Origin of the sequence: Bradyrhizobium ontarionense (assembly GCF_021088345.1) — a bacterium.
Taxonomy (GTDB): domain Bacteria; phylum Pseudomonadota; class Alphaproteobacteria; order Rhizobiales; family Xanthobacteraceae; genus Bradyrhizobium; species Bradyrhizobium ontarionense.
The window spans coordinates 3,482,358-3,496,514 of sequence record NZ_CP088156.1; the positions used below are offsets into that span (position 1 = coordinate 3,482,358).

12 protein-coding genes are annotated in these 14,157 nt (G+C 65.1%); 3 read left to right on the forward strand and 9 right to left on the reverse strand.

Annotated features, from left to right (window positions below):
• Positions 1-134: 134 nt before the first annotated feature.
• Positions 135-2,315, forward strand: coding sequence for a catalase/peroxidase HPI (katG, locus tag LQG66_RS15745; protein WP_231327115.1), 2,181 nt, complete (start codon positions 135-137; stop codon positions 2,313-2,315).
• A gap of 93 nt (positions 2,316-2,408) precedes the next feature.
• On the opposite strand, the gene LQG66_RS15750 is transcribed toward katG, so the two are convergent.
• A complete protein-coding gene (locus LQG66_RS15750) occupies positions 2,409-3,221 on the reverse strand; it encodes a lytic murein transglycosylase (RefSeq protein WP_231327116.1) in 813 nt (270 codons plus the stop codon).
• A 387-nt stretch (positions 3,222-3,608) separates the two neighbouring features.
• Between LQG66_RS15750 and LQG66_RS15755 the strand changes: the two genes are divergently transcribed.
• Positions 3,609-4,742: a patatin-like phospholipase family protein gene (locus LQG66_RS15755; RefSeq protein ID WP_231327117.1), complete on the forward strand. Its 1,134-nt coding sequence runs from the start codon at positions 3,609-3,611 to the stop codon at positions 4,740-4,742.
• A 114-nt stretch (positions 4,743-4,856) separates the two neighbouring features.
• Complete coding sequence (locus tag LQG66_RS15760; protein WP_425601315.1) at positions 4,857-5,453, forward strand: PepSY domain-containing protein; 597 nt, start codon at positions 4,857-4,859, stop codon at positions 5,451-5,453.
• An 8-nt stretch (positions 5,454-5,461) separates the two neighbouring features.
• Here the strand turns inward: LQG66_RS15760 and LQG66_RS15765 are convergent, their stop codons facing one another.
• The 8 genes from LQG66_RS15765 to LQG66_RS15800 form a co-directional block, all read right to left on the reverse strand.
• Positions 5,462-6,154, reverse strand: coding sequence for a TetR/AcrR family transcriptional regulator (locus tag LQG66_RS15765; RefSeq protein ID WP_231327806.1), 693 nt, complete (start codon positions 6,152-6,154; stop codon positions 5,462-5,464).
• A gap of 144 nt (positions 6,155-6,298) precedes the next feature.
• The gene (locus LQG66_RS15770; protein WP_231327119.1) at positions 6,299-7,021 is read right to left on the reverse strand and encodes an HAD-IA family hydrolase; all 723 of its coding nucleotides are present in this window, start codon (positions 7,019-7,021) and stop codon (positions 6,299-6,301) included.
• A complete protein-coding gene (cbbX, locus tag LQG66_RS15775; RefSeq protein WP_231327807.1) occupies positions 7,018-7,965 on the reverse strand; it encodes a CbbX protein in 948 nt (315 codons plus the stop codon). Before cbbX ends, LQG66_RS15770 begins: the two co-directional genes overlap by 4 nt.
• A gap of 155 nt (positions 7,966-8,120) precedes the next feature.
• Entirely contained in the window at positions 8,121-8,537 is a 417-nt protein-coding gene (locus LQG66_RS15780) for a ribulose bisphosphate carboxylase small subunit (protein WP_231327120.1), read from the reverse strand.
• Positions 8,538-8,611: 74 nt separating this feature from the next.
• Positions 8,612-10,072, reverse strand: a complete 1,461-nt coding sequence (locus LQG66_RS15785) for a form I ribulose bisphosphate carboxylase large subunit (RefSeq protein WP_231327121.1) — start codon at positions 10,070-10,072, stop codon at positions 8,612-8,614.
• A gap of 35 nt (positions 10,073-10,107) precedes the next feature.
• Positions 10,108-11,190 (reverse strand): class II fructose-bisphosphate aldolase, encoded by a 1,083-nt coding sequence (gene fba / locus LQG66_RS15790; protein WP_231327122.1) that lies wholly within the window; start codon positions 11,188-11,190, stop codon positions 10,108-10,110.
• Positions 11,191-11,237: 47 nt separating this feature from the next.
• Entirely contained in the window at positions 11,238-13,265 is a 2,028-nt protein-coding gene (gene tkt, locus LQG66_RS15795; protein WP_231327123.1) for a transketolase, read from the reverse strand.
• A complete protein-coding gene (locus tag LQG66_RS15800; protein ID WP_231327124.1) occupies positions 13,262-14,137 on the reverse strand; it encodes a phosphoribulokinase in 876 nt (291 codons plus the stop codon). The genes tkt and LQG66_RS15800 overlap by 4 nt, the downstream gene beginning before the upstream one ends.
• Positions 14,138-14,157 lie beyond the last annotated feature (20 nt).

The window sequence follows — 14,157 nt, forward strand, 5'->3', positions numbered from 1 at the left end:
CCCAGTTTCACACTTCGATCAGATAATCTTATCGTGACAATCACCAAACTCAATTTCCCCTGATCGAAGTAGCCGCGTAGGGTCCCGCCACCCACCCCAGGGGGGAACCATGACGATCACGTCAGGAGAGAAACATGGATGACGTCAGCAAGTGCCCGTTTTCGGGCGGCTTGAAGGGATTTTCGAACAAGGATTGGTGGCCGAACCAGCTCAATCTGTCGATCCTGCATCAGCACTCGAAGCTTACCGATCCGCTCGGCGAGGCGTTCGATTATACCAAGGAATTCAAGAGCCTCGATCTCGACGCGCTGGTCAAGGACCTGCACGCTTTGATGACGGATTCGCAGGACTGGTGGCCGGCCGATTTCGGTCATTACGGCCCGCTGTTCATCCGCATGGCCTGGCACGCCGCCGGCACCTACCGCATCGGTGACGGCCGCGGCGGCGCCGGCGCCGGGCAGCAGCGCTTCGCGCCGCTGAACAGCTGGCCCGACAACGCCAACCTCGACAAGGCACGCCGCCTGTTGTGGCCGATCAAGCAGAAATACGGCCAGAAGATCTCCTGGGCCGACCTGTTCGTGCTGACCGGCAACGTCGCGCTGGAATCGATGGGCTTCAAGACCTTCGGCTTCGGCGGCGGCCGCGCCGACACCTGGGAGCCGGAGCAGGACATCTATTGGGGTCCCGAGGGCAAGTGGCTCGCCGACGAGCGCTACAGCGGCGACCGCGAGCTCGCCGGCTCGCTCGCCGCCGTGCAGATGGGCCTCATCTACGTCAACCCGGAAGGCCCGAACGGCAATCCCGACCCGCTGGCTTCCGCGCGCGACATCCGCGAGACCTTCGCCCGCATGGCGATGGACGACGAAGAGACCGTGGCGCTGATCGCCGGCGGCCACACCTTCGGTAAGACCCACGGCGCCGGTGACGCCTCGCTGGTCGGTGCCGAGCCGGAAGGCGCCGACATCGCGCAGCAGGGTCTCGGCTGGGCGAGCAAATATGCCTCGGGCAAGGGCGGCGATGCCATCACCTCCGGTCTCGAGGTGATCTGGACCACGACGCCGACCAAATGGAGCAACAACTTCTTCTGGAACCTGTTCGGCTACGAATGGGAGCTGACCAAGAGTCCGGCCGGCGCGCATCAGTGGAAGCCGAAGCATGGCGCCGGCGCCGACACCGTGCCGGATGCGCATGACAAGTCCAAGCGCCACGCGCCGTCGATGCTGACCACCGACCTCGCGCTGCGCATGGATCCGGCCTACGAGAAGATCTCGCGCCGCTTCCTCGAGAACCCGGATCAGTTCGCCGACGCCTTCGCCCGCGCCTGGTTCAAGCTGACCCATCGCGACATGGGTCCGAAGGTGCGCTATCTCGGTCCGCTGGTGCCGAAGGAGGAGCTGATCTGGCAGGATCCGCTGCCGCCGGTCGATCACCCCCTGGTCGACGACAAGGACGTCGCGGCGCTCAAGGCGAAGATCCTCGCCTCGGGGCTGTCTGTGTCGCAGCTGGTGTCGACAGCCTGGGCCTCGGCCTCGACCTTCCGCGGCTCGGACAAGCGCGGCGGCGCCAACGGCGCGCGTATCCGTCTCGCTCCGCAAAAGGACTGGGCGGTCAACAACCCGGCCGAGCTCGCCAAGGTGCTCTCCTCGCTCGAAGGCATCCAGACGGAGTTCAACACGGCGGCCGCCGGCGGCAAGAAGATCTCGCTCGCCGACCTGATCGTGCTGGCCGGCAATGCCGGCGTCGAGGCGGCGGCCAAGAAAGCCGGCGTCGAGGTGACCGTGCCGTTCGCGCCCGGCCGCACCGACGCCTCCCAGGAGCAGACCGACGTCGAATCGTTCGCGGTGCTCGAACCGACCCATGACGGCTTCCGCAACTACATCAGCGGCAAGCAGTTTCTGTCGGCCGAGGAGCTGCTGGTCGACAAGGCCCAGCTGCTGACGCTGAGCGCGCCGGAGCTGACCGTTCTGGTCGGCGGCCTGCGCGTGCTCGGCGCCAACGCCAACGGCGCCAAGCACGGCGTGTTCACAGCGCAGACGGAGACGCTCTCGAACGACTTCTTCGCCAACCTGCTCGATATGGGCGTCGTATGGCGGCCGGTCGACCAGGGCGAGCACACCTTCGAGGGCCGCGACCGCAAGTCCGGCGCGGTCAAGTGGACGGCCACCCGCGCCGACCTGATCTTCGGTTCGCACGCGCAGCTGCGCGCGCTCGCCGAAGTCTATGCGAGCTCGGACGCCAAGCAGAAGTTCGTCAAGGACTTCGTCGCCGCCTGGACCAAGGTGACGAACCTCGACCGCTTCGAGCTGAAGGCCTGAGGCGATCAACGGACTGAGTAAAAGGAAGCGGCGCTTCAGTGATGAAGCGCCGCTTTTCTTATTTGCAGACGTCTTGTTGGTGGTGCGAGCGTCTCACCGCTCCGCGGCCGAGCCGCCGCCGTCGATCTGACGGCCCATCAGCGCGATCGCCTTCTGATAGACGCCGGCCGCGTTCCAGGCCTCGATGGCGGCGAAGTTCGGCTCGCCCGGCTGATAGCCGGCGCCTGCCTTCCAGCCATTGGCGCGCAGGAAATTCGCGGTCGAGGCCAGCGCGTTGGCGGCGACGTCGAGATTGCCGATGCCGTAGGCGAGGATGTTCTTCGGCATGAACTGGGTCTGTCCGACCTCGCCATGCATCGAGCCGCGGGACGAGCCCGACAGCACGCCGCGATCGATCAGCTTGAGCGCGGCATAGAGCTGCTCGGTGAAGAACTCCGGACGGCGGCAGTCATAGGCGAGCGTCGCGATCGACGAGAGCATGTGCTGATTGCCGCGCTGGCTGCCGAAGCCGCTCTCCATGCCCCAGATCGCGATCAGCGGCCCGGGCGGGACGCCGTAACGCTGCTCGATGGAAGCGAACATCGCGGCCTGCGACTGCTTGAGCTGGCGCCCGCGCGCGACGATCGCCGCCGCGCCGCGCTTGGCGAGGAACTGATCGAGCGACAGGCCGAAGCTGCGCTGGCCGCGGTCGGCGGCAATCGTCGCCGACGCGTAGTTGGTCTGCATCAGCGCTGCGACCGCGGTGCCGCCGATTCCCTTGGTGCGGGCCTCCTCGCCGAACTCGCGCTTCCACGCCTCGAAGCCCGCGGGCGAGCTGCCGCACTGCGCCGCATGGGCTCCGCCCAGGCCTGCAAGCAGCGTCATTGCAGTCACAGCCGTTCTGATCATGGCTTGGCCCTTGGTCATTCCGCCGTCCTCTCCTCCTGCATGGCGCTCACGACATCCCTGAGCGGCTCATGAATCTGCGCCCGCGGCTTTGCGGATTTTGCATCGGCTGTGGGTGCCGCGCTGGTCGAACGGGCGCGAACCTACCGGAAATGGCAACGAAGTCATAGCTGCCGGCACCAACCGAGGCCGGCTGGTTCCATCAACGGCTGCGACGCGCGATCCCCGTCGCATGAGCCAATCCCGCTTCGCCGGTCGCCGCCCGGCGCGCGGCTCCGGGAATCGTGATGAGGCGAGCGAACGATCGGACGTCTCGGAGCTTGATCATCGGCAGAAACAATACCAAACGGTATCGTTTCTTAGTGTGGAGTGTAAGACGTGCGACCTTGTCCAAGGCAAGCGGGCGGCGTGACCGCCGCAGTCTGCACGCTTGCACTCTTGCTCTCGGCCTGCGCATCCGTTCAGCGCGCAACCTATTCGGCTGATGATGCCAAGCGCGCCACGATCGACGGCTTCGGCTCCGTGCGGATGTGGGCCGACGCGCCTGCCGAGAGCTTCGACGTTGCATCGTTCAAGCCGAAACCGCAGCCGAGCCGGCCGTTCGCCTATCTTGCCCTTTCCGGAGGCGGCGGCGACGGCGCGTTCGGCGCCGGCATTCTCAACGGCTGGAGCGAAAGCGGCGCGCGTCCGGAATTCACGATCGTGTCGGGTGTCAGCACCGGCGCCCTGATCGCCCCCTTCGCCTTCCTCGGGCAGGCCTACGATCCGACGCTGAAGGAGATGTATACGAGTGGGCTCGCCAGCTCGTTCGCTGCCTCTCCCAACGCCCTGCGTGCCGTGTTCGGCTCATCGATCTTCGACGGCCAGCCGCTGCGCGACGCGATCAGCCATTATACGACGCCGGAGCTGCTGGAGGCGATCGCCAGGGAACACGCCAAGGGGCGCCGGCTCTTCGTCGTGACCACGGATCTGGACGCAGCCCGTCCTGTGCTGTGGAACATGGGCGAGATCGCGTCGGTGCGAACGCCACACGCGCTTGCACTGTTCCGGCAGGTGCTCACGGCGTCGGCCAGTGTTCCCGTCGCGTTTCCGCCGTCGCTGATCGCTGCCTCCGCGGACGGCAAAGCCATCGAGGAGATGCATGTCGACGGCGGCGTCTCCACGCAGGTCTTCACCTTTCCGGACCGCCTGCTGATGCAGCCTGGCTCATCGCGACGCATGGCGTCGCCGGGGCCGGCGGTCTATGTCATCATGAATGGCCGGATCTCGACCGAGTTCCAGCCGGTCGAGAACAGCGCCAAGGCGATCGCGATCCGCTCGCTCGGGATGAAGAGCAAGCGCGAGATTCAGAGCTATCTGCAGGCGACCTACCAGTTTGCCAAGCACAACGGGCTGGCCTTCAACATGACCGCGATCGACCCCTCCATTCCCGAGGGCCAGGGAGTGGGCTTCGATACCGACTACATGCGCTCGCTCTATGCGTTCGGTTACGACACCGCGCGTTCGGCGCGCCTCTGGATCCAGACACCACCGGTGCCGTGATCTTGACAAACCGGTGGAGCGTAATTATAGAACGATACAGTTTCGTTTTAACACAACCGTTTTGCCGGGAATGCTCTACAAGCACCGACCGATGTCGGAGACAGCAGGCACCACATGAGACGGATCATACTTTTTACCTTCATCCTGTTGTCATGGACGCCCCTTGCGCACGCTGTTGCCGATGCCGCGACCAGCGGGGCGCAGGTCCCCATGGATCCACAATCCTCCAACGCCAATGATCCGGCGCTGAGCCAGGAGGCAATCGATCGCGAGCTCGACAGGTTCCGCCGGACAGAGGTGTCGCTGCACCAGGCCTTGCGAATCGCCGAGCGGATCCATCCCGGTTCGAAAACCGCCGACATCAGCTTCGAGGGCGGGCTCGACGTCCCCGTCTACAAGGTCCGCACCCTGCAGAGTGGGCAGATTTGGGAGTCCGACATCGACGGCACGACAGCGAAAGTGCGCAACAGCGTGCTGTTCTCGACGGTGCAGGCGCTGAACGACAGTGACCGCGACAGCCTGACCGCACTCAACGCCATGCGACTCAAGATGTCGGATGCGGTCCGCATCGCCGAACGATCCGCGGCCGGCAGGGCCATCAGCGGCGGCCTGATCAGCAAGGATGGCAAGCTCGCTTTCATCATCGTCGTCGTGAGCGGCAAGGATCTGAAGCAGGTGACCCTCGAACCGGCCGCGCTGCGGCGGCGCTGAGCTCGCGACTACGACTTGGACTGCAGCGCCAGGAACGTCTTGACGCGTTCACGAACGAAGCCGGGCAGCTCCTTGCGGATGGTCCTTTCGCTGGCGCCCATCAAGGAGCGCATGATCATCGGCAGCACGATCAAATCGATGAAGATTTCGGCCAAGGCAGCCGACGCCTTCGATGGCGCGCGCCGGACGGACATGCCGGACGCGCCGGTCGTCTCGGCCAGCAGCATCGCCACGGCATGGGTTGCCTGCTTGCGCGAGACCTCATGCAGCTGGCGGCTGAGATCCGGAAAACGATAGGCCTCGCCGATCGTGACCCGCAACAGTCCGAGCGACTCCTTCAGCGCCCGATCGACGATGCTGATCGCAAGGCCGACCAGCTTCTCCTGGACCGTTCCCGCCGGCGGCGCATACGAATCGAAATTCATCAGCTCGTTGACGGACTGCCCCACAACGGCGGCGAACAAAGCGGGCTTGCCCGAGTAGCGCGCATAGATCGTAGGCTTGCTCGCCGGCGCCCGTTCGGCGATCTCGTCGATGCTGGCGCCATCGAAGCCGCGCTCGAGAAACACCGCGCGCGCCGCGCCGATAATCCGTTCTTCGATGTCGCCGGCCAACGCCTTAGGCGGCCGCCCCACCCGCCCGCGCAACATTTCCGTGCGGGCGACCTCCGTACGTTTCACCTTGGCCTGCGTGCGGGCCATACTCCACGACCTCGACTCGACATGACGGTATGCCGCCAAGGAATTACACGTTCTTGTCGGCACAGCAATAGAACGAGAGCTCAGGAGCAGCCATGCGCACGGTGGCGTACATAATCGGGAATACACGTCAGTCACAGGATCTCGTCACGAGGCGATCTCGGTGAGATCATCGAGCACCGCGAGCGCGCCATCAAAACTGTCATCATGAAAATACAGGCTGCGGGTGATGAGCACCGGGACACCCGCGCGGGTCGCCGCCATCAGCCCATTGCCGGAATCCTCGATCGCGATGCAGCTCGCAGCCGGCAGATCGAGCTGCGACAGCACCTCCAGATAGACGTCGGGCGCGGGCTTCTTGCGCGCGACATCGTCGGCGGCGACGACGGCGGCGAACATCGTCTCCCACTGCTCGCCCAGCACGGGTGCGAGCAGTGCATCGATATTGCCCCGCGTGGTCGTCGTAGCGATCGCAAGCCGCTGCTCGCGGCTCCGCGCTGCATCGAGCACCGCTCTGACGCCCGGCCGCAACGGGCATCCCTTGTCGGCCATCAGCGCGGCAAAACGTTCGGTCTTGACCCGATGAACCCTGGCGATGACCGCATCGCTCAAGGGCGGGCCGGAGCGGCGCATCTGGTCGAAGGCCCGGATGCGCTCCTTGCCGCCGGCGACGCGCAGCAACTCCTTGTAGATCCTGCGGCCCCAGTGCCAGTCGATGGCGGTCGCTACGAAGGCTTCATTGAAGGCCTCGCGATGAATCTCCTCGGTCTCCGCCAGGGTGCCGTCGACATCGAAGATCAGGGCCCCGGCATCGGCGATCCGGCGCCTGATGTCGTCGAACGCTGAGTTCTTGACCAGCGCGAGACTCATGGCTGGGCCTCCCCCGCCTTGACTTCCGCCCTGACTTCCCCCTTGGCAAACACCCGGCTCGCCAGCACGTCACTGGCCTCGATCGACATCACGTCCTCGGACGTCAGCACGCGGTCGAGCCGCGAGACCAGCCGGTTGGCCTGGCGCAGGCGGATGCGATCCAGCGCATTGCGGATCGAGCGCGCATTGGAAAACAACGGTTGCGTGCGGCGAACCGCGATGTACTTCTCGAATGCCGCACGGGCGTCCGGCGTGAAGCGGTAGTTCTGGCCGTCCAGCATCAGATCGGCGATCGTCAGCAGCTCGCCCTCCGAATAATCCGGAAAATCGATGTGATGGGCGATGCGCGAGCGGAATCCGGGGTTGCTCTGGAAGAACTTCTCCATCCGGTCCGCATAGCCGGCGAGGATCACCACCAGATCCTCGCGCTGGGACTCCATGATCTGCAGCAGGATCTCGATCGACTCCTGGCCGTAGTCACGCTCGTTCTCGGGTCGGTAGAGATAGTAGGCCTCGTCGATGAAGAGGACGCCGCCCATCGCCTTCTTCAAGACCTCCTTGGTCTTCGGCGCGGTATGGCCGATGTATTGGCCGACGAGGTCGTCGCGCGTGACGCTGATGACGTGGCCGCGGCGGACGAAGCCGAGCCGATGCAGGATGCCCGCCATGCGCAGCGCGACGGTGGTCTTGCCGGTGCCGGGATTGCCGGTGAACGACATGTGCAGGGTCGGAAACGTCGTCGCAAGCCCCATCTTCCGGCGGATCCGCTCCATCATCAGCAGCGAGGCGATCTCGCGGATCCGCGTCTTCACCGGGGCGAGCCCGACCAGCTCGCGGTCGAGCTGCGCCAGCACGGACGCGATGTCTACGTCCTCGAATTCGCGGCGCAGGTCGATCGTGTCGACCGGGGTCGCCTCGGTGGCATCCGCCTGCGTGGCCTGCATCATTGGCTCGTGCTCCGTTTTACGAAGTTCGTATCGTGTTGCCGCACCTTCGTCTGCGAACGTCGGCAAACAGAGACGCGGCCAACAGATCGATGATCGCAGCGTCGCCGGCGCCGACGTCCCCGGAATCGACCGGAGACGTCGGCTCGATGCGACTAGTAGCGTTCGCCTTCGGGACGCTCGGCCGCGTACGACCGCGTGGAATAACGCTGATTGCGCCCGACGGTTTCCTGACGGTCGAGCCGGAAGCCGGGCTCATGCTTCGGCCGGTTGACGATGAACGACAGCCGTGTCGACTCCCAGCCATGGCTGGAATCGAACGCCGAGATGCGGATGTAGCGATCGCCGTAGATCTTCCGGCACTCGGAAAGCTCCCGCACGATGCCGGCGGCGTCGCGCAGGTCGAACATCGGCAGCCCCCACATCTCCCAATAGGTGTTGCGGGGATGCGGATCGTCGGTGAACTCGAGGTTCACGGCCCATCCCTTGTCGAGGCAGTACTGGATCTGAGCCGTGATCTGCTCGTCGGTCAGATCGGGCAGGAAGGAAAAGCAGCCTTGTGTCACACGCATGTTGACGTCTCCTGATTGGCTGATACGGGCGAGCCGGTGTCCGGCCCGCATCGCGGCGGCGCATCGAACGATGGCTAGGCGGCGGGGGTGACAGTCGGCACGAAGTCCGGCGAGTCGGTCGATTCGTAATTGAAGGTGACGTCCTTCCAGATCTCCAGCGCCTCGCGCAGCGGCGTGCAGGTCTGCGCCGCCTTGGCCAGGATCTCCGGACCCTCATGCACGTAGTCGCGGCCCTCGTTGCGGGCGAGGATCATCGCTTCCAGCGCGACGCGGTTGGCGGTCGCACCGGCGGCGATGCCGCGCGGATGGCCGATGGTGCCGCCGCCGAACTGCAGCACGACGTCCTCGCCGAGCAGGTCGAGCAGCTGGTGCATCTGGCCGGCATGGATGCCACCGGACGCCACTGGCATCAGCTTGTTCAGGCTCGCCCAGGGCTGGTCGAAGAACACGCCATGCTCGAGCCGCATCGGATTGAAGTCCTCGCGGCAGATGTCGTAATAGCCGCGCGTCGTGTTGGGATCGCCCTCAAGCTTTCCGACCACGGTGCCGGCATGGATGTGATCGACGCCGGCGAGCCGCATCCACTTGGCGATGACGCGGAACGACACGCCATGCGCGCGCTGCCGCGTATAGGTCGAGTGGCCGGCGCGGTGCAGGTGCAAGATCATGTCGTTCCGGCGGGCCCACTTCGCCATCGACTGGATCGCCGTGTAGCCGATCACGAGATCGATCATGATGATGGTGGAGCCGAGCTCCTTGGCGAACTCGGCGCGCTCATACATGTCTTCCATCGTCGCGGCGGTCACGTTGAGATAGGTGCCCTTGATCTCGCCGCTCGCCGCCTGCGCCTTGTTGACCGCCTCCATGCAGTAGAGGAAACGTTCGCGCCAGTGCATGAACGGCTGCGAGTTGATGTTCTCGTCGTCCTTGGTGAAGTCGAGACCGCCCTTCAGCGCCTCGTAGACCACGCGGCCATAGTTGCGGCCGGACAGGCCGAGCTTCGGCTTGACGGTGGCTCCCAGCAGCGGCCGGCCGAACTTGTCGAGCCGCTCGCGCTCGACGACGATCCCGGTCGCCGGGCCCTGGAACGTCTTGATGTAGGCGACCGGCAGCCGCATGTCCTCCAGCCGCAATGCCTTGAGCGGCTTGAAGCCGAACACGTTGCCGATGATCGACGCCGTGAGATTGGAGATCGAGCCCGGCTCGAACAGGTCGAGGTCATAGGCGATATAGGCGAAATAGCTGCCGGGCGAGCTCGGCACCGGCTCGACGCGGTAGCATTTGGCGCGATACTTCTCCGCCGCCGTCAGCCGGTCGGTCCACACCACCGTCCAGGTCGCGGTCGAGGATTCGCCCGCCACGGCCGCGCAGGCCTCGGTGGGATCGACGCCATCCTGCGGCGTGACGCGGAACAGCGCGATCACGTCGGTATCCTTGGGCTGATAGGACGGCTCCCAATAGCCCATGCGCTTGTATTCCATGACGCCGGACTTGTAGCGATCCTTGCCGCGCACCGTAATCGATTGGTCGTTCATGTATTCCTCCTGAATGTTCGTTATGGCCGTGGACGTCACGCAGCTTCAGTCATTCCCCCAACTCGCGGATCGAGCGCACCGGAGCGGTAGCGCTTGGCCATTTCGGCGAGCGGAATGACCTTGATCCTGGATGCATTGCCGGCAGCGCCGAATTGCTCGAACCGCTCGCGGCATAGCTCGCGCATCGAATCCATCGCCGGCTTCAGGAACTTGCGCGGGTCGAACTCGACCTTCGACTGGGCGCCCACTTTTCGGAAGATCGCGGTCATCGCCAGCCGGCAGTCGGTGTCGATGTTGACCTTGCGCACACCGTGGCGGATGCCGCGCACGATCTCCTCGACCGGCACGCCCCAGGTCTGCGGCATCTCGCCGCCGAACTGATTGAACACGTCCTGCAGCGCCTGCGGCACCGAGGACGAGCCGTGCATGACCAGATGGGTGTTGGGCAGCCGGCGATGGATCTCCTCGATCACGTTCATGGCGAGGATGTCGCCGTCCGGCTGGCGCGAGAACTTGTAGGCGCCGTGCGAGGTGCCCATCGCGATCGCGAGCGCGTCGACCTTGGTGGCGCGCACGAAATCGACCGCCTGGTCGGGATCGGTCAGCAGCTGATCGCGGCTGACTTTGCCTTCGAGGCCGTGACCGTCCTCCTGCTCGCCGCCGCCATGCTCGAGCGAGCCGAGCACGCCGAGCTCACCCTCGACAGAGGCGCCGACCCAGTGCGCCATGTCCGTGACGCGGCGGGTGATGTCGACATTATAGTCGTAGTCGGCCGCGGTCTTGGCGTCGGCCTTGAGCGAGCCGTCCATCATGACCGAGGTGAAGCCGTATTTGATGGCGGTCGCGCAGGTCGCCTCGTCGTTGCCGTGGTCCTGGTGCAGGCAGAGCGGAATCTGCGGATACATCTCCTCCAGCGCATCGATCATCTTCGCCAGCATGATGTCGCCGGCATAGGAGCGCGCGCCGCGCGAGGCCTGGATGATGACGGGCGCGTCGACGGCCGCGGCCGCCTCCATGATCGCGAGCCCCTGCTCCATGTTGTTGATGTTGAAAGCCGGCACGCCGTAGCCGCGCTCGGCGGCATGGTCCAGCAATTGTCTGAGCGTGATCCGCGCCATGTTCGTCTCCGTCCCTCTTCTGCGTCTGCGTTCTGTGCTGCGTTCTGTCAGGAAGTCCGCGCGCGAATGATGTTGCGCATGGCGGCATCGGCGACCGCGGCAGGCGTGATGCCGAATTCGCGATACAGCACCTCCGCCGGCGCCGAGGCGCCAAAGCCGTGCATGCCGACGAACTCGCCGGCGTCGCCGAGCCAACGCGCCCAGTCGCCCTCGATCGCCGCTTCCACGCCGATGCGCGGCGCATCGCCGAGCACCTTGGCGCGATAGTCCGGCGCCTGCTGGCGAAACAATTCGAAGCATGGCGCCGACACCACGGCCGCGCGGACTTTCTCGGCTGCCAGCAGCTTCGCCGCCTCCAGCGCAATCGCCACCTCCGAACCGGTCGCGATCAGGGTAACGTCGCGGCCGCCTTCGGGCTCGACGACGACATAGGCGCCGAGCGCGACCTGGTTGTGGTCAGACGCGTCGGTCCGGAAGGCCGGCAGCGCCTGACGCGACAAGCACAGCACCGATGGCGAGCTTTCGGCGCGCAGCGCGCAATCCCAGGCTTCCGCCGTCTCCACCGCGTCCGCCGGACGGAACACGAGCAGATTGGGAATGACGCGCAGGCTGGCGACTTGCTCGACCGGCTGATGCGTCGGTCCGTCCTCACCGAGGCCGATCGAGTCGTGCGTCATGACATGGATGACGCGGATGCCCATCAGGGCGCCGAGTCGGATCGCCGGCCGGTTGTAATCGGCGAACGCAAGGAAGGTGCCGCCATAAGGGATGAAGCCGCCATGCAGCGCGATTCCGTTCATGGCCGCCGCCATCGCGTGCTCGCGCACGCCATAGTGGATGTAGTTGCCGTCCATGGTGGCGGGCGTGACGGATTTGTGGGTCTTTGCTTTGGTCAGGTTGGAGTGAGTGAGATCCGCCGAGCCGCCGAGCAGATTGGGCAGCACCTGCGCGATCACATCGATGACGTTCTGCGAGGCCTGGCGCGTGGCGATCTTCGGCCGCTCGGCGGTGAGCTCGCTGATGAACTGCGCCATGCGCTCGGTGTAGGCGGCCGGCAATTTCCTGTTCAGCGCGTCATGACAGGGCGACCGGTCCGAGGTGCCGAGCTTCCGCGCCCGCTCCTTCCAGGCCTGGCGCACACTGCGACCGCGCGCGCCGATCTCGCGCCAGCTCACCAGCACATCGGCCGGAACCTCGAACGGCCGGTGCGGCCAATGCAGGGCGGCACGGGTCTTCTCGACCTCCTCCGGCCCGAGCGGCGCGCCATGCGCCTTCTCCGTGCCCTGCCGTCCGGGCGAGCCGAAGCCGATCGTGGTCCGGCACGCGATCATGCTGGGACGATCGCTCTGTCGCGCCGCGGCGATCGCCGCAGCGATCGCTTCCGGATCATGGCCGTCGATGCGGCTCGTCGCCCAGCCGGAGGCCGTGAAGCGCGCCAGCTGATCGTCAGAGCAGGCGAGCCCGGTCGAGCCGTCGATGGAGATGCCGTTGTCGTCGAACAGCACGATCAGGCGATTGAGCCGGAGATGGCCGGCGAGCGAGATTGCCTCGTGGCTGATGCCCTCCATCAGGCAGCCGTCGCCGGCGATCACATAAGTATAATGATCGACCAGATCGTCGCCAAAACGCGCGTTCATCAGGCGCTCGGCGAGCGCCATGCCGACGGCGGTGGCGATGCCCTGCCCGAGCGGACCGGTGGTGGTCTCGACGCCGGGCGTATGACCATATTCCGGATGTCCCGGCGTCTTGGCGCCCCATTGCCGGAACCTCTTCAGCTCGTCGATCGTGACCGCCTCGTAGCCGGTCAGATGCAGCAGCGCATAGAGCAGCATCGAGCCGTGGCCGGCCGACAGCACGAAGCGATCGCGATCGGGCCACGCCGGATCGGCGGGATCGAACTTCAGGAAGCGCTGATACAATACGGTCGCAACGTCGGCCATGCCCATCGGCATGCCGGGGTGGCCAGACTTCGCCTTCTCGACGGCGTCGATCGCCAGGAAGCGGATCGCATTCGCCATCTCGGCATGACCGGGATCGGTCTTCGGGCCCAGCGTTTGCACGGCGGTCGCTGTCATATCGTGCGCCTCTTTCGGTCCATCAGTTGCATGATCATGGGGGTCAGAATCAGTTGCATCGCGATGTCCAGCTTCGAGCCGTGGATCACGATCGAATTGGCGCGCGACATGAAGCTCCCCTGAATCATGGAGAGCAGATAGGGGAAATCGATGCCGCGCGGATTCTTCAGGCGGATCACGACCATCGATTCATCGGGCGTCGGGATCCAGCGGGCGATGAACGGGTTCGACGTATCGACCGTCGGCACGCGCTGGAAGTTGATATCGGTCTCCGAGAACTGTGGAATGATGTAGTTCACGTAGTCCGGCATGCGCCGCAGGATCGTGTCCGTCACCGCCTCGGTGGTGTAACCGCGCGAGGCGCGGTCGCGATGCAGCTTCTGGATCCATTCCAGGTTGATGACCGGCACCACGCCGATCTTCAGGTCCGCATGCTGGGCGATGTTGACCGTTTCGGTGACGACGGCGCCATGAAGGCCTTCGTAGAACAGAAGGTCGGACTCCTCGGGCAGCTGCGTCCAGTCGGTGAAGTTGCCGGGCCTGGTATCGTAGAGCCGCGCCTCCTCCTCGTCGTGCACGTAGTGGCGGGTCTTGCCGGTGCCGGTCTCGGAATAGTCGCGGAACGTCTTCTCGAGCTCCTCGAACAGATTAGTGTCGGGGCTGAAATGGCTGAAGTGCTTGTTGCCGCGCTCGGCCTCCTCGACCATCCTGCCGCGCATCTCTTCGCGATTGTAGCGATGGAAGGCATCGCCCTCGATATAGGCCGCCTTGACGTTCTCGCGGCGGAAGATGTTCTCGAAGGTCTTCTTGACCGACGTGGTGCCGGCGCCCGACGAGCCCGTGATCGAGATGATGGGATGACGACGTGACATGAAATTTCTCCGGAAGGCTC